20 protein-coding genes are annotated in these 20,922 nt (G+C 70.6%); 11 read left to right on the forward strand and 9 right to left on the reverse strand.

Translation table 11 applies throughout. The features are described 5' to 3' along the window. Positions 1-164: 164 nt before the first annotated feature. Together ACZ6KY_RS02240 and ACZ6KY_RS02245 are read right to left on the reverse strand one after the other, a co-directional pair. On the reverse strand, positions 165-1,022 hold the full coding sequence (locus ACZ6KY_RS02240; protein WP_469308390.1) for a hypothetical protein: 858 nt from the start codon (positions 1,020-1,022) through the stop codon (positions 165-167). Continuing rightward, positions 1,019-1,585 carry a SigE family RNA polymerase sigma factor gene (locus ACZ6KY_RS02245; RefSeq protein WP_469308391.1) on the reverse strand — a complete coding sequence of 189 codons (567 nt, stop codon included), beginning with the start codon at positions 1,583-1,585 and terminating at the stop codon, positions 1,019-1,021. Before ACZ6KY_RS02245 ends, ACZ6KY_RS02240 begins: the two co-directional genes overlap by 4 nt. Positions 1,586-1,855: 270 nt before the next feature. On the opposite strand from ACZ6KY_RS02245, the gene ACZ6KY_RS02250 reads away from it, so the two are divergent. Continuing rightward, positions 1,856-3,307, forward strand: a complete 1,452-nt coding sequence (locus ACZ6KY_RS02250; RefSeq protein WP_469308392.1) for an NCS2 family permease — start codon at positions 1,856-1,858, stop codon at positions 3,305-3,307. A gap of 86 nt (positions 3,308-3,393) precedes the next feature. Here ACZ6KY_RS02250 and ACZ6KY_RS02255 read toward each other — a convergent pair whose 3' ends face one another. Both ACZ6KY_RS02255 and ACZ6KY_RS02260 read right to left on the reverse strand, forming a co-directional pair. Further along, positions 3,394-4,845, reverse strand: coding sequence for a peptidoglycan D,D-transpeptidase FtsI family protein (locus tag ACZ6KY_RS02255; protein ID WP_469308393.1), 1,452 nt, complete (start codon positions 4,843-4,845; stop codon positions 3,394-3,396). Between the two features lie 97 nt (positions 4,846-4,942). Next, positions 4,943-5,716 carry an IclR family transcriptional regulator gene (locus ACZ6KY_RS02260; RefSeq protein WP_355843630.1) on the reverse strand — a complete coding sequence of 258 codons (774 nt, stop codon included), beginning with the start codon at positions 5,714-5,716 and terminating at the stop codon, positions 4,943-4,945. A 131-nt stretch (positions 5,717-5,847) separates the two neighbouring features. Here ACZ6KY_RS02260 and ACZ6KY_RS02265 point away from each other — a divergent pair, with 131 nt between their 5' ends. The 5 genes from ACZ6KY_RS02265 to ACZ6KY_RS02285 all read left to right on the forward strand — a co-directional run bounded on the left by ACZ6KY_RS02265 (position 5,848) and on the right by ACZ6KY_RS02285 (position 10,751). After that, positions 5,848-7,377 (forward strand): aldehyde dehydrogenase (NADP(+)), encoded by a 1,530-nt coding sequence (locus ACZ6KY_RS02265; protein ID WP_469308394.1) that lies wholly within the window; start codon positions 5,848-5,850, stop codon positions 7,375-7,377. A 156-nt stretch (positions 7,378-7,533) separates the two neighbouring features. Continuing rightward, the gene (locus tag ACZ6KY_RS02270) at positions 7,534-8,142 is read left to right on the forward strand and encodes a DUF1349 domain-containing protein (protein WP_469308395.1); all 609 of its coding nucleotides are present in this window, start codon (positions 7,534-7,536) and stop codon (positions 8,140-8,142) included. A 90-nt stretch (positions 8,143-8,232) separates the two neighbouring features. Next, positions 8,233-8,802, forward strand: a complete 570-nt coding sequence (locus ACZ6KY_RS02275) for a GNAT family N-acetyltransferase (protein ID WP_469308396.1) — start codon at positions 8,233-8,235, stop codon at positions 8,800-8,802. A gap of 80 nt (positions 8,803-8,882) precedes the next feature. Beyond that, entirely contained in the window at positions 8,883-9,602 is a 720-nt protein-coding gene (locus tag ACZ6KY_RS02280; RefSeq protein ID WP_469308397.1) for a DsbA family oxidoreductase, read from the forward strand. A 96-nt stretch (positions 9,603-9,698) separates the two neighbouring features. Beyond that, positions 9,699-10,751 (forward strand): aminotransferase class V-fold PLP-dependent enzyme, encoded by a 1,053-nt coding sequence (locus tag ACZ6KY_RS02285; RefSeq protein WP_469308398.1) that lies wholly within the window; start codon positions 9,699-9,701, stop codon positions 10,749-10,751. Positions 10,752-10,835: 84 nt separating this feature from the next. On the opposite strand, the gene thpD is transcribed toward ACZ6KY_RS02285, so the two are convergent. From thpD to ACZ6KY_RS02310, 5 genes are all read right to left on the reverse strand, one after another. After that, complete coding sequence (thpD, locus tag ACZ6KY_RS02290) at positions 10,836-11,723, reverse strand: ectoine hydroxylase (protein WP_469308399.1); 888 nt, start codon at positions 11,721-11,723, stop codon at positions 10,836-10,838. Between the two features lie 7 nt (positions 11,724-11,730). After that, complete coding sequence (locus ACZ6KY_RS02295; RefSeq protein ID WP_469308400.1) at positions 11,731-12,135, reverse strand: ectoine synthase; 405 nt, start codon at positions 12,133-12,135, stop codon at positions 11,731-11,733. A 66-nt stretch (positions 12,136-12,201) separates the two neighbouring features. Further along, positions 12,202-13,473, reverse strand: coding sequence for a diaminobutyrate--2-oxoglutarate transaminase (ectB, locus tag ACZ6KY_RS02300; RefSeq protein WP_469308401.1), 1,272 nt, complete (start codon positions 13,471-13,473; stop codon positions 12,202-12,204). 67 nt (positions 13,474-13,540) lie between these two features. After that, the gene (ectA, locus tag ACZ6KY_RS02305) at positions 13,541-14,080 is read right to left on the reverse strand and encodes a diaminobutyrate acetyltransferase (RefSeq protein ID WP_469308402.1); all 540 of its coding nucleotides are present in this window, start codon (positions 14,078-14,080) and stop codon (positions 13,541-13,543) included. A gap of 470 nt (positions 14,081-14,550) precedes the next feature. Continuing rightward, positions 14,551-15,651, reverse strand: coding sequence for a pyridoxal-phosphate-dependent aminotransferase family protein (locus ACZ6KY_RS02310; protein ID WP_469308502.1), 1,101 nt, complete (start codon positions 15,649-15,651; stop codon positions 14,551-14,553). A 175-nt stretch (positions 15,652-15,826) separates the two neighbouring features. Between ACZ6KY_RS02310 and ACZ6KY_RS02315 the strand changes: the two genes are divergently transcribed. From ACZ6KY_RS02315 to ACZ6KY_RS02335, 5 genes are all read left to right on the forward strand, one after another. Next, entirely contained in the window at positions 15,827-16,678 is an 852-nt protein-coding gene (locus ACZ6KY_RS02315; RefSeq protein WP_469308403.1) for a transporter substrate-binding domain-containing protein, read from the forward strand. Then, positions 16,675-17,508, forward strand: a complete 834-nt coding sequence (locus ACZ6KY_RS02320) for an amino acid ABC transporter permease (RefSeq protein WP_469308404.1) — start codon at positions 16,675-16,677, stop codon at positions 17,506-17,508. Before ACZ6KY_RS02315 ends, ACZ6KY_RS02320 begins: the two co-directional genes overlap by 4 nt. Continuing rightward, positions 17,505-18,293: an amino acid ABC transporter ATP-binding protein gene (locus ACZ6KY_RS02325; RefSeq protein WP_469308405.1), complete on the forward strand. Its 789-nt coding sequence runs from the start codon at positions 17,505-17,507 to the stop codon at positions 18,291-18,293. Before ACZ6KY_RS02320 ends, ACZ6KY_RS02325 begins: the two co-directional genes overlap by 4 nt. Before the next feature lie 81 nt (positions 18,294-18,374). Then, positions 18,375-19,466, forward strand: coding sequence for an amidohydrolase family protein (locus ACZ6KY_RS02330; protein ID WP_469308406.1), 1,092 nt, complete (start codon positions 18,375-18,377; stop codon positions 19,464-19,466). 321 nt (positions 19,467-19,787) lie between these two features. Further along, positions 19,788-20,723 (forward strand): SCO1860 family LAETG-anchored protein, encoded by a 936-nt coding sequence (locus ACZ6KY_RS02335; protein WP_469308407.1) that lies wholly within the window; start codon positions 19,788-19,790, stop codon positions 20,721-20,723. The last annotated feature ends 199 nt before the right edge of the window (positions 20,724-20,922 follow it).

Raw genomic sequence — 20,922 nt, forward strand, 5'->3', positions numbered from 1 at the left:
GCGAACGCCCCCGCCGGTCGTCACCGGCGGGGGCGTTCTTCTGTCGGCCGAGGGGGGCTCAGGCCGACAGGTCCACACAGTCGATGACGTCAAATACGAACGTGTGGTTGTTTCCGGGGTGCGATCGAATCTCCGGACCCCGTCATGGGCGAACACGGACAGGCCTATGAACCGTCGGCGGTGCGGGCCGCGAAGTCCCCTGCCACGCTGGACCGTTCGCCGCCCTTCGCGGTCGCCGTGACGGCGTAGGCGTCGTCCTTCGCGTCCCGGCCGCCGCGGTCGTGGCCGTACTGACCGGCGAAGACCCACTCGCCCGGCCAGACCGTGCGGCCCGGCTTGAGCGTCCAGGTGTAGACGAGGAAGCCGTCCCGCTCCGCGACCGTCGTCGTGAAGTCGCTCTCGGGCAGCGAACGCCAGGCACCCGCGTCGCTCACACCGCCGGTCCGCTTGACCTTCAACTCGACCATGAGCGCGGTGAGCTGCTTGCCGGTCTTCAGAGTGACATCGCTCTGTGCCCAGAAGTCGTTGCTGTGCGGGTCGACCGAGCCGTCCGACCACAACGGGCCCTCCGCGGTGCCCCCGGCGGGCGCCCGGACCGGGGCGGTCGCGGTCGCCGTGGGGGTGCCCGAGGGCGACGGACCCGGCCGGCCCGACTCCTTCGGCGTCCCGGAGTGTCGGCCGGGGCCGGGTGTGACCGGTACCCGGCCGGTCGGGTCCGGCGACGGGGCGGGGGTCGGCGAGACCGCGACGGTCTGCTGGGGCGGGGTGTCGTCCTTCACCGCCGAGGCGACCGCGTAGCCGCCCACCGCCAGGACACTCGCGACCGCGGCCGTGGCGCCCAGGACACGGGCCCAGCCGAGCAGCGGCGGGCGCGCCGCGCGCCGCGAGGGCCGCCGCTCGCCCGCGCCCCCCATACCGCGCTCCACCCGGGCCAGGATGCGCGCGCGGTCGGGCTCGTGCGCCCCGGCCGCCTCGCGCAGCCGGGCGCGCAGCTCGTCGTGCACGTCCAGCGCCTCCCTCATCGCTCTCGTCCTCGGGCCCCGCCCGCGGGCAGCGCTCCCGCGCGCATCCGGACCGCCGCCCGGTCGGTGCCCAGCAGCCGCTTCAGCTCCGCCATGCCCTTGGACGTCTGGCTCTTCACGGTACCCACGGAGATTCCGAGGGCGAGCGCGGTGTCCTTCTCCGAAAGATCGAAGGCGTGCCGCAGTACGACACAGGCCCGTTTGCGGAACGGCAGCCGGCGCAGCGCCTCCTGGACGTCGACCGTGCCCGCCACGTCGGGGTTCTCGGTCCTGTCCTCGCGCTGCGACCAGAAGAGCGTGATCCGCCGGCGCTCGCGCACCGCCGCGCGGATCCGGGTCCGGGCGAGATTGGCGACCACACCGCGCGCGTACGCCACCGGATGGTCCGCCGCCCGCACCCGGTCCCAGCGGTGCCACAGCGCGAGCAGCGCGTCGGCGGCCAAGTCGTCGGCGGCGTCCGGCTCACCCGTCAACAGGTTGGCCAGGCGGGCCAGTTCGGCGTAGTGCCGCTCGAAGAAGGCGTGGAACTCCACGGAGGCGGCGTCGTCGACGACAGTGCCCACGGGGTACCTCTCCTCGCTACGGCTGTGGCACCGGTGCGGGTGCGGCGTATACGGCCTCTGTGGTTCACCCCTGTGATTCGCCTGTGGGGGAAGGGAGTTCTGGTGGGGCGGGACGCGTGAGCGTACCAGCCGGTCGTACGGACCTTCGAACGGCGTGTGGCGGACCGAACTCGATTTCCGTAACACGGAGAAAACCTGAAAGCAGTTGATCGGGGGAACAATCCAGCCAGCATCCGCACACCGCGCGCGCAGGCAACGAGGAGAATCGCCATGTCCGAAGCTCAAAAGGTCGACAACCGGCCAAGTGCCGCAACACCGGCGGCAGGTGGGGTCGACGGGTTCTTCAAGATATCCGCCAGAGGTTCCACCATAGGCCGGGAGATACGCGGCGGATTCGCCACGTTCTTCACTATGGCGTACATCCTTGTCCTGAATCCCATCATCCTGGGCAGCGCCAAGGACAAGTTCGGGCACACGCTCGACACCGGCCAACTGGTCACCGCCACCGCGCTGGTGGCGTGTGTGATGACCGTCATCATGGGTGTCGGCGGCAACCTCCCGCTCGCCATCGCCGCGGGCCTCGGCCTCAACGCCGTCGTCGCCTTCCAGCTGGCGCCGCTGATGAGCTGGCCCGACGCGATGGGCCTGGTCGTCCTCGAAGGCGTCCTGATCTGCGTCCTGGTGCTCACCGGCCTCCGGGAAGCGATCATGAACGCGATCCCGCAGCAGCTCAAGCAGGCCATCGGCGTCGGCATCGGTCTGTTCATCGCCTTCATCGGCTTCGTGGACGCCGGGTTCGTCAGCCGTATCCCGGACATCGCGAACACCACCGTCCCCGTGCAGCTCGGTGCCGTGGGCCGTCTCACCGGCTGGCCCGTCCTCGTGTTCTGTCTCGGTGTCCTGCTGACCATCGCGCTGCTCGCCCGCAAGGTGAAGGGCGCGATCCTCATCAGCATCGTGACGATGACCGTCGTCGCGATCGTCATCAACGCCGTCGCCGACATCAAGAGCTGGGGCCTGACCACCCCCAAGGTGCCGGACAAGATCGTCGCCAGCCCGGACTTCGGACTCATCGGTCACTTCAGCCTGTTCGGCGGCTTCGCCGAGGCCGGTGTACTCACCGCGGTCCTGCTGGTCTTCACGCTGATCCTGTCGGACTTCTTCGACGCCATGGGCACCATCGTCGGGATCAGTGCCGAGGCCGGGCTGCTCGACGAGCAGGGGCAGGTGCCGGGCATCGGCCGGGTCCTGTTCATCGACGGCGCCGCCGCCGTCGCGGGCGGTCTGGGCTCCGCCTCCTCCAACACCGCCTACATCGAGTCCGCGGCCGGCGTCGGCGAGGGCGCCCGTACCGGCTTCGCCAACCTGATCACCGGCGGCCTCTTCGGCCTCGCGCTCTTCCTCACCCCGCTGCTGACCATCGTCCCGCTCCAGGCCGCGGCGCCCGCGCTGATCGCGGTCGGGTTCCTGATGATGACCCATGTCAAGCACATCGACTGGGACAAGTACGAGATCGCGATCCCGGCGTTCCTGACCATCGTGGCCATGCCGTTCACGTACTCCATCACCGACGGCATCGGCGCCGGATTCCTGGCCTACGTCGTCATCAAGACGGTGCTGGGCAAGGCCAAGGAGGTCAACTGGCTGCTGTGGGCGGCCTCGGCGCTGTTCCTGGTGTACTTCGCGATCGACCCGGTGGAGCAGTTGCTCGGCGTGAAGTAACGCTCCGAGGGAGCCCCGTACGGGAGACGGCCCCGCACCCCCGAGGGTGCGGGGCCGTCCCGGCTTCGGGCACAGCGCCCCGGGCGTCAGCCCTGGAGCGCCGCCCGCATCATCGCCTTGGCGACCGGTGCCGCCAGTCCGTTGCCGCTGACCTCCGAGCGCGCCGCGTCCGACTGCTCGACCATCACCGCGACGGCGACCTCCTTGCCGCCCGAGTCCGACTTCGCGTACGACGTGAACCAGGCGTACGGCGTCTTGCTGTTCTTCTCGCCGTGCTGGGCCGTTCCGGTCTTGCCGCCCACGGTCGCGCCGGGGATCCGGGCGTTCGTGCCCGTGCCGTCCTCGATGACCGTCTGCATCGCGGACTGGAGCTGCCGGGCCGTTCCGGAGCTGACGATCTCCTTGGTGCCGGCGCTGTCGTCGTAGTTCCTCAGCACATCGCCGCTGGCGTCACTGGTCTGCGACACCATGTGCGGCGAGACCAACTTGCCGTCGTTGGCAATGGCGGCGGACACCATGGCCATCTGGAGCGGGGTCGCGGTGACGTCGAACTGCCCGATGCCGGTCAGCGCCGTGGACGACTTGTCCATGCCCGAGGGGTACACGCTGGTGTACGCCCGCACCGGCACGTCCTGCTTCGAGTCGTTGAAGCCGAACTTCTCCGCCATCGCCCTGACCTTGTCCTGGCCCAGGTCGACCGCCATCTTCCCGAAGACGTTGTTGCAGGAGTACTGGAGCGCGACCCGGATCGAGGCGTTCTCGCAGGGCGCGGACGTGTTCTCGTTCTTCAGGACGGTCGTCGTGCCCGGCAGGGTGTACGGGGCCGGGCTGTCCGTCTTCGCGTCCACGTCGGCGTAGAGCCCGTCCTCCAGCGCGGCGGCGGCCACGACCAGCTTGAACGTCGAGCCCGGCGGCAGCGGCTGCCGCAGCGCGCGGTTGACCAGCGGCTTGTCGGCGTCCTTGGTCAGCCGCTGCCAGACGCTCGTGTTGCCCGCGCTGATCGACGTCGGGTCGTACGACGGTGTCGAGACGACCGCGAGGATCTTGCCGGTCTTCGGGTCGATCGCGACGGCGGCGCCCTTCTTGCTCCCGAGCGCCGTGTACGCGGCCTTCTGCACGGCCGGGTCGATCGTCGTGATCACATCACCGGGGTCGGCGCGCTTGTCGGCCAGGGTGTCCAGCGGGTTCTTCAGCCGGAGGTCCGTGCCGTCCAGCAGGTTCCGGTAGATGCCCTCCAGCTGGGTCGCCCCGTACACCTGCGAGCTGTAGCCGGTGACCGCCGCGTACAGGCTGCCGTCCTTGTACGTCCGCTTGTACTTGAGGTCGCCCCCTGTCGTCTGCGCGGAGCCGGTGATCGCGTCACCGGCCACGATGATGTTCCCGAGGGGATTCGCGTACAGCGAGATCATGTTCCGTCGGTTGTTCTTGTCGTCCGCGAGTGCCCTGCCGTCGTAGAACTGCACCCACGTCGCCCTGACCAGCAGGGAGAGCACGAGCAGCAGAGTGAAGACGGCGGCACGCCTGATCGTCTTGTTCATCCCGCACAGAAGGACGAGCGATCAGGGGCGAATCGTTCCCGTCCGCCCGGTTTTCTCATGGATCCCTCATGGAGCCACCGGGCGGGCGGCTCGCCCGTCAGAGCCTGCGGGTGGCCAGGGTGAGGCGGTCGCGGGCGTCGAACAGGGCGTCCTTGACCATCTGCTCGTGCGCGGGGGTGAGCCGGGCCACCGGCACCGAGCAGCTGATCGCGTCACGGGAGGGCGTACGGTACGGGATCGCCACGCCGAAGCAGCGCAGTCCCAGCGTGTTCTCCTCACGGTCCACCGCGAAGCCCTGCTCCCGCACCTGGCGCAGCTCCTCGATGAGCTTCTCCCGGTCGGTGATCGTGTGCTCGGTCAGCGCGGGGAGCGTCTCCGGCAGCATCTTGCGGACCTGCTCGTCGGTGTGCGTGGCCAGCAGCGCCTTGCCGAGCGAGGTGGAGTGGGCGGGCAGCCGGCGGCCGACCCGGGTGAAGGGGCGCAGATAGTGCTGCGACTGCCGGGTGGCCAGATAGACGACGTTCGTGCCGTCCAGGCGCGCCAGGTGGATCGTCTCGGTGGTGTCGTCGGAGAGACGGTCGAGGGTGGGACGGGCCGCGGCGACCACTTCGTCGCCGTCGATGTACGAGGTGCCGACCAGCAGGGCCCGTACGCCGATGCCGTACCGCGTGCCCGTCGCGTCCGTCTCGACCCAGCCGAGCTCCACGAGCGTGCGAAGGAGCATGTAGAGGCTGGACTTGGGATAGCCGACGGCCTCCTGGACCGCGGCCAGGGAGTGCATTCCGGGCTTGCCGGCGAAGTACTCCAGCAATTCCACGGTCCGCACCGCGGACTTGACCTGCGCCCCGCCGCCTGTCTCGCCTGCCGACATCGCCCTTGACCCCTTCGTTGGACGGGAAATAGTCTCCAACAGGAGTTCACCATCAGAGACAGCGTTCAGCATATCGAACACCCCTGGTGAGCGACACAAGAACTGTGGCATTACATCTGAAGGGACCCGCGGTGGCAGCAGCACCAGTCTGGAGTGTCGACCCCCGTACCGGGAAGCAGCGGGAGCAGGTCGCGGTCGAGGCCACGGCCCAGGAGGTGGACGACACCGTCCGCGCCGCGCACGCCGCCCGTCCCGCTCTCGTCGACCGCACCGTACGCGCCGCGTTCCTGCGCACCGCCGCCGACCTGCTCGAAGGCGCCAAGGACCAGCTCGTCGAGGCCGCCGACGCGGAGACCGCGCTCGGCCCGGTCCGGCTCACCGGCGAACTCGCCCGCACCTGCTACCAGTTGCGTGCTTTTGCCTCGATCGTCGACGAGGGCGCCTTCCTCGACGTCGTCATCAACCACCCGGACGGCACGGCGACCCCGCCGATCCCGGACCTGCGCCGCTACAAGGTGCCGCTGGGCGTCGTGGCCGTGTACTCGGCCTCGAACTTCCCCTTCGCCTTCTCGGTCGCGGGCGGCGACACGGCGAGCGCGCTGGCCGCGGGCTGCCCGGTCGTGGTCAAGGGCCACCCCGACCACCCGGCGCTCTCCGAGCTGGTCGCGGCCGTCCTGCGCCGCGCCGCCGCCCGGCACGACATCCCCGAGGGTGTCATCGGTCTCGTCCACGGCTTCGAGGCCGGTGTCGAGCTGGTCCGGCATCCGCTGATCACGGCCGCCGGGTTCACCGGCTCGATCCGCGGCGGGCGCGCGCTGTTCGACGCGGCCTCGTCGCGTCCGGTGCCGATCCCGTTCCACGGCGAGCTGGGCTCCCTCAACCCCGTCGTCGTCACCGAGGCCGCGGCCGCCGAACGCGCCGAGGAGATCGGCGCGGGACTCGCCGGTTCGATGACCCTGGGCGTCGGCCAGTTCTGTGTGAAGCCGGGCCTGGTGCTCGCTCCGGCCGGCGCGGCGGGCGACCGTCTGCTGAAGTCCCTGACCGACGCGGTGAGCGACACCGCCTCCGGCGTCCTGCTCGACCACCGTATGCGCGACAACTTCATCGCCGGGGTCGCCCGGCGCGCCGGACTCCCGGACGTCCAGGCCCCGGTGACACCGGGCGCGGGCGGCGAGCACACGGTGAGCCCCGGCTTCCTGACCGTTCCCGCGAGCAGGCTCGCGGCCGAGGGCGAGCACGATCTGCTCCTGGAGGAGTGCTTCGGGCCGCTCACGGTCGTGGCGCGCTACGAGTCCGAGTCCGAGGCCGGCGCGGTGCTCTCCCGGCTGCCGGGCAACCTCACGGCCACGGTGCAGCTCTCCGCGGAGGAGGCGGCGGGCGAGGGGCGCGGCGCGGAGATCCTCGCCGAACTGACCTCTCTCGCGGGTCGCGTGCTGGTGAACGGCTGGCCGACGGGGGTCGCGGTCGCGCCGGCCCAGCACCACGGAGGGCCGTACCCGGCGACGACCTCGACGTCCACGTCGGTCGGCGGCAGCGCGATCGAGCGCTGGATGCGGCCGGTCGCCTATCAGGGCGTGCCCGAGGCGCTGCTGCCGCCCGAGCTGCGCGACGACAACCCGCTGGGGCTGCCCCGCCGGTACGACGGGCGGCTGGAGCGCTAGTTCCGAAGCGGGCCGGTCCCTTTCCGGCCTTTTCCCGGTTCCTATGGGTCCTCACCGGTCCTTCGCGGGCCGCAGGTGCCGTGGGTGCCGCGTGTCCGATCACGCGGCGCCCCGCGCCCCCGGAGGGCGGGCCGTGAACCTGAGAGACTTCGATCCATGGACGTCACACTCCCCGAACTCCCCTTCTCCCTCCGCACCTACGGCCCCGGCGGGCACTGGTCGTACGAGGACGGCGTGCTCACCGGCTGGGCCGGGCCCCGGCAGGACCGCTTCGTGCCGCCCACCGGTGAAGGACTCGACCCGGCCTCGGACGCGCCGCGGCTGCTCGGCTCGCCGGAGGGCGACTTCCAGTTGATCGCCCGCGTGACGGTGGGTTTCGGGGCGGCCTTCGACGCGGGCGTGCTCTACGTCCACGTCGGGGAGCGGGCCTGGGCGAAGCTGTGTCTGGAGTACTCCCCGGACGTGCCCACCGTCTGCACGGTGGTCACCCGGGGACACTCCGACGATGCCAACTCCTTCACCGTGGAGGGCAGTTCCGTCTGGCTGCGGGTGAGCCGCACGGACCGCGCCTTCGCCTTCCACGCCTCACGCGACGGCGAGCGCTGGACCTTCGTCCGCCTCTTCACCCTGGCCGGCGAGAAGGAGACCGGGGCGGCGCTGGTGGGTTTCATGACCCAGTCGCCGATGGGGGAGGGCTGTGTGGTGACGTACGACGCCATCGAGTTCAGGCCTGACTGGCCGCAGGATCTCCGCGACGGCAGCTAGCGGGCGCGCCCGGCCCGGTTCCGCGGCCGGTTTCCGCACCCGGTTCGGCCCGCGCGGAACCGGACCGTCCGCGGCCACGTCCTCATCGGCATGATCGAGGACCGTGTGAACCGTGTGCGGCGGGTGATCAGGACCGCGCTGCCCTCCGAGGCGGCCGTCGTCGCCGAACTGCACGCCCGGGCTCGGGCGACGTACTACCCGGACGGAGTGCCGCGGGACGGTACCGACTGGCTCGCGGCCTGGCGGAGCGCCATCGAGCGCCCCGACGGCCATGTCCTGTGCGTCGTGCGGGACGGCCGTATCGCGGGCATCGCCTCCTTCCGTACGGCCGAGGGCGCGCCCGCCGACACGGTCAAGCTCCACCAGTTCCATGTCGATCCCGACCGCTGGCGGGCCGGTATCGGCACGGAGCTGCACGCGGCCTGCGTGGAGGAATGGCAGGCGGACGGGAAGAGCGCGGCGACGCTCGACGTGCACGTCGACAACGCGCGCGCCCAGGCCTTCTACGCCCGCCTGGGCTGGGTACCGGACCCGGAGAACCCGCCCGCCGAGGGCGACCACCACCTGTATCTGCGGTACGCGGTGTCCGGCCGGGTGTCCGGTGCCGGTGCCACCGGTTCCGATCCCGGAACCCCGTCCCGCTCCGCGCCCGGGGAATGACCCGAGCCGTTTGAACGTTCATCTACCGACTCCCCTGGAGGGTGTCCCGTATCCGTACGACCTGGAGAGAGAGCCGAAGAATGCGCGTCGAAATCTGGAGCGACATCGCGTGCCCCTGGTGCTATGTCGGGAAAGCGCGCTTTGAGAAGGCGTTGGACGCCTTCCCGCACCGCGACGAGGTCGAGGTCGTGCACCGCTCCTTCGAGCTCGACCCGGGCCGCGCCAAGGGCGACATCCAGCCGGTGCTCACGATGCTCACCAAGAAGTACGGCATGAGCGAGGCGCAGGCGCGGGCGGGCGAGGAGAACCTCGGCACGCAGGCCGCCGCCGAGGGCCTCGCGTACCGCACCCGGGACCGCGACCACGGCAGCACCTTCGACATGCACCGCCTGCTGCACCTCGCCAAGGCGCGGGGCCGGCAGGACGAGCTGATCGGCCTGTTCTACAAGGCCAACTTCGCCGAGGAGCGGAGCGTCTTCGGTGACGACGAGCGGCTCGTGGAGCTGGCCGTCGCCGCCGGGCTCGACGCCGACGACGCCCGCGAGGTGCTCGCCGACCCGACCGCCTACGCCGACGACGTCCGCGCCGACGGGCGCGAGGCCGCCGAGCTGGGCGCGAACGGCGTCCCCTTCTTCGTCCTCGACCGCGCGTACGGCGTCTCCGGCGCGCAGCCCGCCGAGGTCTTCGCCCAGGCGCTGGCCCAGGCCTGGGGCGAGCGCCCGCAGCTCACGCTGGTCCAGGACGAAGGCGCCGACGCCGAGGCGTGCGGCCCGGACGGGTGCGCGGTGCCGCAGTCCTGAAAGCGGCAGGTCAGGGCTGATGCATAAGCGTTCCTTGGGAATGCCACGCAGAAAACGGCAATGGACGGGAAGTCCACGGGGCCGCACAGTTGTGCCATGGAGACCTTCGAGAGCCTCGTCCGCGCCGAGTTCACCCCGGAGAACACCTACCTGAACACGGCCAGCAGCGGCCTGCTGCCGGCCCGGACCGTCACCGCCCTGCACGAGGCGGTGGCCCTGCGGGCCGAGGGCAGGCCGATCGACTCACTCTTCGAGGACGTCGAGCTGGCCCGTGCCGCCTTCGCCCGGCTGGCCGGCGTCCCGGCCGCCCGGGTCGCCGCCGGCCCGTCCGTCGCCGCCCAGACCGCGCTGGTCGCGACCGGGCTGGCCCCCGGGTCCGAAGTTCTCACCGCTGAGGACGACTTCACCTCCGTGCTGAACCCGTTCCACGTCCGCGGCGACCTGAAGGTGCGCGCCGTGCCGCTGGAGCGGCTCGCCGAGTCCGTGCGGTCCGGCACGGCACTCGTCGCGGTCAGTGCCGCGCAGTCCGCCGACGGACGGATCGCCGATCTGCCCGCGCTGCGCGAGGCGGCCCGCACCCACGGGGCGCGCACCTACGTCGACTTCTCGCAGGCGGCGGGCTGGCTGCCGGTCGACGCCGACGGCTACGACTTCACCGTGTGCACCACCTTCAAATGGCTGCTGGGCCCGCACGGCGCCGCCTTCCTCGTCGTGCCCGAGGACTTCGGCGGGCTCACCCCGCTGCTGGCCGGCTGGGTGGCCGGGGAGAAGCCCTGGGACAGCTGCTACGGCCCGGTGCAGGAACTCGCCCACTCCGCGCGCCGTTTCGACGTGAGTCCCGCCCTGTTCACCTACGCCGGGGTGCGTCACTCCCTCGCGCTGATCGAGGAACTCGGCGTGGACGCCGTACACGCGCACGACCTCGCCCTCGCCGGCCGGTTCCGCGCGGGTCTGGCCGCGCTGGACCACGAGCCGCTGCCGGCACCCGGCTCCGCCATCGTCTCGGTGCCCGGACTGGGGCACCGCCAGGGCGAGTTGAGCCGGGCCGGCATCGAGGTGTCGAACCGCGCGGGCAATCTGCGGGCGTCGTTCCACCTCTACAACACCGCCGCCGACGTCGACCGGCTGCTGGACGTGCTCGCCGGCTGACCGGCGAGACGGCCGGCGCACGTCGGGCGGCCCCGGGGAGCACGGGCTCCCCGAGGCCGCCCACCGAGTGCCGGCGGGGCAGTGTCACCGCACCGGTGTGAAGTCCCGCGCCCCGATGAACTCCGGCCTGCGCACGGGGGCCGCGAACGGTTCCACCGCCGCGTTCTCCACACTGTTGAACACGATGAAGACGTTGCTGCGCGGGAACGGGGTGATGTTGTCCCCCGAGCCGTGCATGCAGTTGCAGTCGAACCAGGTCGCCGAACCGGCCCGGCCCGTGAAGAGCTTGATGCCGTGCAGGCTCGCGAGGCGGGTGAGCGCCTCGTCGGAGGGCGTTCCGGCGTCCTGCATCTGGAGCGACTGCTTGTAGTTGTCCTTCGGTGTGGCCCCCGCGCATCCGAGGAACGTCCGGTGCGACCCCGGCATGATCATCAGGCCGCCGTTGGTGTCGTGGTTCTCGGTCAGCGCGATCGAGACGGACACGGTCCGCATGTTCGGCAGACCGTCCTCGGCGTGCCAGGTCTCGAAGTCCGAGTGCCAGTAGAAACCGCCGGCCCCGAACCCCGGCTTGACGTTGATCCGCGACTGGTGGACGTACACGTCCGAGCCGAGGATCTGCCGGGCCCGGCCGACGACGCGCTCGTCGCGTACGAGGCGGGCGAAGATCTCGCTGATCCGGTGCACCTCGAAGACGGACCGGATCTCCCGCGTCCCCGGCTCGACGATCGAGCGCTCGTCGGCGCGGATCGCCGGATCGGTGACGAGCCGCTCCAGTTCCTGCCGGTAGACGGCGACCTCGTCCTCGGTGATGAGTTCCTCGACGGAGAGGAACCCGTCGCGCTCGTACGACTGGAGCCGGTCGACCGGGATCGGGCCGGGTCCGTCCGGCGCGCTCCAGATGACCGGGTCCTGGCGGGGCAGGGCCACTTCGGTGGCGGCGCGGCTGGGGTACGGATCGGTGAGTGTGGTCATCGGTGGGTCACGCCTCCTCGGGTTCGGTGAGCAGGGGGTAGACGCCGTTCTCGTCGTGGTCCTCCCGTCCGGTGACGGGCGGATTGAAGACGCAGACGCAGCGGAAGTCGGTCCTGGGACGCAGGGTGTGGCGCTCGTGGCCGTCCAGCAGATACATCGTCCCGGGCTCGATCCAGTGCTTCCGGCCGGTCTCCTCGTCGGTGAGTTCGGCCTCGCCCTCCACACAGAGCACGGCCTCGATGTGGTTCGCGTACCACATCTGGGTCTCCGTACCCGCGTACAGGATCGTCTCGTGCAGGGAGAAGCCGACCTTCTCCTTGGCGAGGACGATGCGCTTGCTCTCCCAGGTACCGGTCGCGGCCCTCACGTGCCGGTCGGTGCCTTCGACATCCTTGAACGAACGGACTATCACGGTGGTGCGATGCCTCTCTCTCGTGCTTCTCGTGGTTCGCGCTGCCCGGGTCTCTCGGGCGGCCGGTCAGGCGGTCTCGCCGACGGCGCGGGCGAGGGTGCGCAGGCCCTCGTCGAGCTCGTCGGGGGTGATGGTGAGCGCGGGCAGCAGTTTCACGACCTCGCTCTCGGGGCCGGACGTCTCGATGAGCAGCCCGAGTTCGAAGGCGCGCTGGGCGACCCGCCCGGCGCGGGCCTTGTCCTTGAACTCGATGCCCCAGACGAGCCCGCGGCCCCGGTACTCCTTGATGTCGGCGAGGTTCTCCTCGGTGATGGAGATCAGCGCCTGTTCGATCTGCTCGCCGCGGGTGCGGGTCTGCTTCTCCATGGCGGAGCCGTCGGCCCAGTAGGCCTCCAGGGCGGCGGCGGCCGTGACGAACGCCGGGTTGTTGCCGCGGAAGGTGCCGTTGTGCTCGCCCGGCTCCCAGATGTCCAGCTCGGGCTTGAACAGGCACAGCGACATCGGCAGTCCGTACCCGCTGATGGACTTGGACACGGTCACGATGTCGGGCACGACGCCGGCCTCCTCGAAGGAGAAGAACGCGCCGGTCCGCCCGCAGCCCATCTGGATGTCGTCGACGATCAGCAGCATGTCGCGGCGCTCGCACAGGTCGGCGAGGGCGCGCAGCCACTCGGGCCGCGCGACGTTGATGCCGCCCTCGCCCTGCACGGTCTCGACGATCACCGCGGCGGGCTGGTTGAGGCCCGAGCCCTGGTCCTCCAGGAGCCGTTCGAACCACAGGAAGTCCGGGACCTGGCCGTCGAAGTAGTTGTCGAACGGCATCGGGGTGCCGTGCACCAGCGGGACACCGGCGCCGGCCCGCTTGAAGGCGTTGCCGGTCACGGCGAGCGAGCCGAGCGACATGCCGTGGAAGGCGTTGGTGAACGACACGATCGACTCGCGGCCCTTCACCTTCCGCGCGAGCTTGAGCGCGGACTCGACGGCGTTGGTGCCGGTCGGCCCGGGGAACATCACCTTGTACGGCAGGTCGCGCGGCCGCAGCACCAGGTTCTGGAAGGCCTCCAGGAAGCCGCGTTTGGCGGTCGTCGACATGTCGAGCCCGTGAGTGACGCCGTCGCGCTCCAGGTAGTCGATCAGGGCCCGCTTGAGCACGGGGTTGTTGTGCCCGTAGTTCAGGGACCCGGCACCCGCGAAGAAGTCGAGGTACTCGTGGCCGTCCTCGTCGTACATCCGGCTGCCCCGGGCCCGGTCGAAGACGGTGGGCCAGTTGCGGCAGTAGCTGCGCACCTCCGACTCCAGGGTCTCGAAGACGCTCAGGTCCGGCTGGGTGATGGTCACGGCTAATGGCTCCTCTGTGCGTGGGGGGAGGAAGAACGTGGGGGAGAGTCGTGCGGGAGGACGAGGATCAGCGGGAGAACGGGCCGATGCGGTACAGCACTTCGGGGTCGTGCGGCCCGTCGGGGAACTGACCCGTCTCGAACAGCACCTCGCGCTCGACGGCCGCGCCATGACGCCGTGCGTACGACGTGAACAGGCGCTCGGAGGCGGTGTTGCCCGGCGTGATGGTCGTCTCGACGACGGACAGCCCGCGTTCGGCGGCCACCCGCGAGGTCAGCCCGTCGAGCAGTCGCGCGGCCAGTCCGCGGCCGCGGTGCGCCGCGTCGACGGCCACCTGCCACACGAGGAGCGTGCGGGGACGCTCGGGGCGGACATACGCGGTGACGAAACCGACGGGCCGTCCCTCGGCGTCGCGCGCCACCGCCGAGGTGCCGGCGAAGTCACGGCACCACAGCAGATAGCTGTACGAGGAGTTCAGGTCGAGGGTTCGGGAGTCCTTGGCGATACGCCAGAGGGCGGCCCCGTCGGCCACCTCCGGACGGTCGATCCGAAGGCCCTCCGGCATTTCCAGGAATTCCGCTGACAGGTCTGTGTGTGCGGCGGTCATGCGGATTGAATTTACCGACGGAAAGCTCAAATTGCATCGTCGGACGGGGTTACGTACAGCGCATCCATGTGTTATCACGCGCCCGTGAAAGGCCGGCATCGTATGCGACTTTGCGTACCGTTTTCACCCGGAAAATACCATAGAAAGCGGACGCGTTGTGGAGTCCGTCACAGGGTCGAAATGTGCGGGTGACCTGCTCGAATCGTGTCGTCGGCGTTCGCGGAATCTTTGCGTTTACGTACGCGGTGAGGGGGCAGAAGATTGCGAGAGGCCGCGTCGAATAATTCCGCTCAGAATTAAGGGCAGGATAAGCGTATGAAGGGGATGCGCAATCCCCACCGCATTTCCGCGTCAGAATTCCGCGCCCCGGCTCCCCGGGGCGCACTCGACCGGGCGGGGTTCCGTGCCCCGGCAATCCGGGGTTTCCGCGTCCCGGCGGAGGCGCGGACGCCTCCGCCGGTGCCTCGGGGTCAGCCCCAGGCCAGTGCCACGGCCCGGCGCGCCCCCTCCAGGTCCACCGGGAAGCCTGACTCCGCCAGCGCCGCGCCCAGGCCCGCGAGGCCGGCGTGGACGGCACCCCGGGTGGCGTCGGGGCCGTAGTGGTTCACGCGGATCATCGACTGCGCGAGAGCGCCGCCACCCGCGGCGAGCGGCAGCGCGGGATCCACGGCCAGTGCCCTGGCGACCACGGCGGACGCGTCCGCGTCCTCGGGCACCCGCAGCGTGGTGGCGACGGGCGCCGCGTCGGAGGCCGCCTCCACGTACGGCGCGAGGCCCCCGCCGAGGGCCACGGCTCCCGCCCGGGTGGCCGCGGCGGCCGAGGCGTGACGGGCCATCACCGCGTCGAGACCCTCGCCCTCGATCCGCTCGGCACACGCCTCCAGTGCCAGCATCTCCAGCTGCGCCGGCGCGTGCGGCAGAGCGGTGCGGCCCGCGTCGACCCATCGCTCCTTCCAGTCCAGCAGGGAGAGGTAGGAGCGGCGAGGGGCGCCGGGGTTCGCGGCCATCCGCGCCCACGCCCGCTCGCTCACCGACACCGCCGACACCCCGGCGGGACCGCCCATCGCCTTCTGCGCCCCGATCACGCACAGGTCGACGCCCCAGGCGTCCGGCAGCACCGGCTCGGCGCCGATCGACGCGACGGCGTCCAGGTAGAAGAGCGCGCCGTGCTCCCGTACGACCTCGCCGATCTCCGCCACCGGGTTGGTGTTCCCGGTGGCGGCCTCGGCGTGCACGAGCGACACGAAGTCGATCGACGGGTGCTCGGCGAAGGCCTCGCGGACCTGCTCGGCGGTGACCGCGGTGTGGAACGGCACCGCCAGATCGATCACGGTCGCCCCGCAGTCCCGCAGCCAGTTCCCGAAGGTCTGGCCGTAGGGGCCGGTGATGACGTTCAGCGCGGTGGTGCCGGGACCGGCCGTGCCGCGAATGGCCCCCTCCAGGGGCAGCAGCGCCTCACCCTGCATGATCACGACGTCCCGCTCGGTGGAGAGCAGCCGGGCGACACGGTCCTCGATCGACGCGAAGCGGGCGGCGCTCAGCGGCGCCAGGTCAAGGAAGGGGTGGGTCACGGCGGTGCTCTCTTCGCTCACGGTGGGGTCGACGATCAGAGCGTAACCGGCGACCCCGGCGCACCCGGACCGGCGAATTCTGAGGCCAGACGGCCCAGTGGCCATCGGATTGATTTGAGGAACCCAAACCTTTCCTTATAATCGGAACCCTCTGTTTCCCCCACAGGAGGTCTCCGTGTACTCGGTCCCCGGACGCCGGACCCGCATTCTGGCCGCCACCACCGCCACGGCCGGGCTGCTGCTCGTGGCCGGCTGCTCCTCGGACAGCGGGGGCGGAAAGACCACCACCGCGGGCGGGGTCCCGCTGGTCAAGAGCGGGCAGCTCACGACCTGCACCCACCTGCCGTACCCGCCCTTCCAGTCGGAGATCGACGGCAAGGTGCAGGGCTTCGACGTGTCGCTGATCGACCTCGTCGCCAAGGACCTGGGAGTGAAGCAGACGATCGTCGACACGCCCTTCGAGAACTTCAAGACGGGCGCGTTCCTCAACTCCGAGCAGTGCGACCTCGCCGCTGCCGGTATGACGATCACCCCGGAGCGCAAGAAGAACGTCGACTTCTCCGACCCGTACTTCGACGCCACGCAGGGCGTCCTGGTCGACAAGAAGAGCGGCATCACCTCCCTCGCCGACGTCAAGGCGAAGGGCAAGAAACTCGGCGCCCAGGCGCAGACCACCGGCGAGGACTACGCGAAGAAGCAGGGCTTCGACCCGATCTCCTTCGAGTCCTCCGACGCGGTGCTGAGCGGCCTGCGCACCGGCCAGGTCCAGGCCGTCATCATCGACTACCCGGTCGTCCAGGGCTGGCTCAAGGACAAGGCCAACGCCGACGCCTTCAAGGTGGCCGACAACCTCAACACCGGTGAGCAGTACGGCTTCACGGTGAAGAAGGGCAACACCAAGCTCGTCGCCGCCATCAACAAGGCGCTGGCGGACGCGAAGGCCGACGGCACGTACAAGAAGCTCTACGAGAAGTGGATCGGCCCGTACGACGCGGCCGCGGCCTCCGCCTCCCCGTCCGCCTCATGAGTGGTGCCGACACGCCTCTCCAGCCCCGCAGGTCCGGCCTGAGCCGGCGCCAGAAGCGCTCGCTCTCGCGCGGCGCGCAGTACGCCGTCTTCGTCGCCGTCGTGATCGCCATCGCGGTCACGGCGGACTGGGGCCGTCTGAAGAACCAGTTCTTCCAGTGGGACCTGGTCAAGCAGATGTTCCCGGACGTCATCACGCTGGCGCTGAAGAACACCGTCCTCTACACGACGTTCGGCTTCGCCGTCGGTCTCGTGCTGGGCATCGTCATCGCCCTGATGCGTCTGTCGTCGGTGGGCCCCTACCGCTGGGCCGCCGGCCTCTACATCGAGATCTTCCGCGGTCTGCCCACCCTGCTCATCTTCATCTTCGTGGGCGTCGCGGTACCGCTCGCGTTCCCGGGCACGGAGATCCCCGGCGGAACGTACGGCAAGGTCGCCATCGCGCTCGGCATGGTGGGGGCCGCGTACATGGCCGAGACCTTCCGCGCGGGCATCCAGGCCGTGCCCAGGGGGCAGATGGAGGCGGCCCGTTCGCTGGGCTTCTCGCACGCGCGGGCCATGGTCTCGATCATCGTCCCGCAGGCGTTCCGGATCATTATTCCGCCGCTCACCAACGAACTCGTGACCCTCTTCAAGGACTCCTCACTGGTGCTGTTCCTGGGTGTCACCCTGGAGGAGCGCGAACTGTCCAAGTACGGTCGCGACCTGGCCAGCCAGACCGCCAACTCCACGCCGATCCTCGTCGCGGGCCTGTGCTACCTGCTCGTCACGATCCCGCTCGGCTTCCTCGCACGACGTCTCGAAGCCAAGAGGAAGCAGGCGACCAAGTGACCGCCCCCGAGATCCAGGTGAAGGACCTCCACAAGTCCTTCGGCGACAACGAGGTCCTGCGCGGTATCGACCTGGAGGTCGGGCAGGGCGAGGTCGTCTGTGTCATCGGCCCGTCCGGCTCCGGCAAGTCGACCCTGCTGCGCTGCGTGAACCTCCTGGAGGAGCCCACCAAGGGCCAGGTGTTCGTCGCCGGTACGGAGGTCACGCACCCGGACGTCGACATCGACGCCGTACGCCGCCGTATCGGCATGGTCTTCCAGCAGTTCAACCTCTTCCCCCATCTGTCGGTGACCGGCAACCTCACGCTGCCGCAGCGCCGGGTGCTCGGCCGGGACAAGGCGGAGGCGGCCCGGGTCGCCGCCGAGAACCTCACCCGGGTGGGCCTCGCGGAGAAGGCCGACGCCTATCCCGCCTCGCTCTCCGGCGGCCAGCAGCAGCGCGTCGCGATCGCCCGCGCGCTCGCGATGGGGCCCGACGTGATGCTCTTCGACGAGCCGACCTCGGCGCTCGACCCCGAACTCGTCGGCGACGTGCTCGCCGTCATGCGGATGCTCGCCGACGAGGGCATGACGATGATGGTCGTCACCCACGAGATGTCCTTCGCGCGCGAGGTCGCCGACCGGGTCGTCTTCATGGACGGCGGCGTGATCGTCGAGGAAGGCGTCCCGGCGCAGGTCATCGGCAACCCGGCCCACGAGCGGACACGGCACTTCCTGTCCAGGCTGCTCGACCCGGCGAGGGCGGACGTCGAGGACGGCACACCGGAGCGGCCGAACCAGGAGTAGGGAACCAGGAGCAGGACCGGGCGGGCGAGGAAAGTCACCGGGCGGGCCAGGACGGGGAGCCGTCTTACTAAGGTGCCTTTCATGAGCGATCACCCGGTACTGCACGTGAAGGGGCGGGTCCTGGTCGGACCCGACGACGTCCGCGACGAGCTGTGGGTCGTCGGCGGCCGGATCTCGTACGAGCGCCCCGGCGGCGCCCGTGACGTCCGCGCCGTCGAGGGCTGGGCACTGCCCGGCCTGGTCGACGCGCACTGCCATGTCGGGCTCGACGCCCACGGCCCGGTCCCGGCGGACGTGTCCGAGAAGCAGGCGCTGACCGACCGCGACGCCGGCACCCTCCTCGTCCGGGACGCCGGCTCGCCCTCCGACACCCGCTGGATCGACGACCGCGACGACCTCCCGAAGATCATCCGCGCGGGCCGGCACATCGCCCGTACCCGCCGCTACATCCGCAACTACGCCCACGAGATCGAGCCCGAGGACCTGGTCGCGTACGTCGCCCAGGAGGCCCGGCGCGGCGACGGCTGGGTCAAGCTCGTCGGGGACTGGCTCGACCGCGGCACCGGCGACCTGAGCGCCTGCTGGCCGCGCGAGGCCGTGGAGGCGGCGATCACCGAGGCGCACCGGCTCGGCGCCCGGGTCACCGCGCACTGCTTCGCCGAGGACTCGCTCCGCGACCTGGTCGAGGCGGGCATCGACTGCGTCGAGCACGCCACCGGCCTCACCGAGGACACCGTCCCGCTCTTCGCCGAGCGGGGTGTCGCCATCGTCCCCACCCTCGTGAACATCGCCACCTTCCCGCACCTCGCGGCCGGCGGCGAGGCCAAGTTCCCCCAGTGGTCCGCTCACATGCGACGTCTGCACGAGCGCCGCTACGACACCGTGCGCGCCGCGTACGACGCCGGCATCCCGGTCTACGTCGGCACCGACGCGGGCGGCTCCCTCGCGCACGGCCTGGTCGCGGCCGAGGTCGCCGAGCTCGTCACCGCGGGCATCCCGCCCGTCGAGGCGCTCTCCGCCACCGCCTGGGGTGCCCGGCGCTGGCTCGGACGGCCCGGCCTCGACGAGGGAGCACCCGCGGACCTCGTGGTCTACGAGGGGGACCCGCGTGCCGACGTACGGGTCCTGGCGGCTCCGCGGCGGGTGGTCCTCAACGGGCGGATCGTCGGCTGACACGTCCCACCGTTCTCGTGCGGCGGACGCGGCTGATATCGGTCACGCGGCTGACATGTGCTTGGTTGACGGAGCGTTACGGCTGAGGTGGCGTGCTCGTTATGCACCATCGGGTGCGCTCCGGCGCGTCAACCCGGCGTCAACCAGCGTGTTCGTCCAGGGGTGTTGAGCGAGTGACGGTGGGGAACAGCCGTGCCTCAAGATTCGAAGGCGTGCACGGAAACACCACGATGGAGTGAACTCACGTCAGGTGGCTGACTGTTCACTCTCGGTGCGTAATTCTTTCGGGGTCCCAGGCTTTCTCCTATGGGGGTCCCACCCTTGAACAGCATCAACCACCGCATGCCCGCACGCCGGTTCGCCGTCACCGCGGCAGCCACCGTCCTCGCCGCGGGTCCCGCCGCGCTGGCCGGAGCGGGCTCCGCCCACGCGACCACCGACCACGGTCGCGCGAGCGCCGTCGTGCTCCGCACCGGACTCGACGTGTCCCTCCTCGACAAGACCGTGGACGTCCCGCTCGCGGTCTCCCTGAACGAGGTGCGGGCACCGCAGAGTGCCGAGAAGACCTCGCTCACCGCCCAGTTGGACGGCGTCGCCCACGGACGTCCGTTCAGCGTGCTGCGCGCGGACGCCGCCACCGCCGAGGCCACCGTCTCCGCCGGGAAGGCCGAGGGCTCCACCCACCTCGCGCACGCCGCCGTCCATGTCCCCGGACTGCCGCTGCTGTCGCTCATCGAGGTCCAGGACGTGACCTCGAAGGCCACCTGCGAGGCCGGGAAGAAGCCCGTCGCCGGCGCCAACCTGCTGGGATCCGTCACCGTTCTCGGCAAGAAGGTCACGCTGACGACGGGCGGCCCGACGCACGTGAAGGTCCCCGGGGTCGGTGAGGTGCGGCTCGACCTCTCCAAGACCGAGACCACCTCCCGTACGGCCGCCGCGTCCGCGCTCGAACTCACGGTGTCCATCAACCCGTTGAAGCTGAACGTGGCCGAGGTGGAGGGCACGCTGACGCTGGCGAAGGCCACCTGTGAGTCACCGGCGGCGCCCGTCGCCCAGGAGGCCGCACCGGCCGGCCCGGCCGGACCCTCCGAAGCCTCCGACCCGGTGGCCGAGGTGACACCGCAAGGCGTTCCCGCGACGGAAGGGCTCGCCGAGACCGGGGGCGGCTCCATGACGCCGTATCTGGCCGGCGGCGCGGTGGCGCTGCTCGCCGCGGGCGGTGGAGCGGTCGTCCTCTCCCGGCGCCGCCGAGGCTGACGGGCCGCCCGGGTTCCGGCCACCCTGGCCGATGTCCGGAGCCCACTCCTCGAACGCCGGACGGGCTGAGCAGCCTCAGCCCGTCCGGCGTTCGAGGAGTGGGCCGTTCACGCCGATCCGGAGGTCCGGGGCGGTGGCTCCGGGAACCCGCTGGGCGCGGAGGCCGGAGCTGCGGGGACGGCGGGGGCCGCCGGGCTGG

Source organism: Streptomyces sp. NPDC042002 (assembly GCF_055588305.1).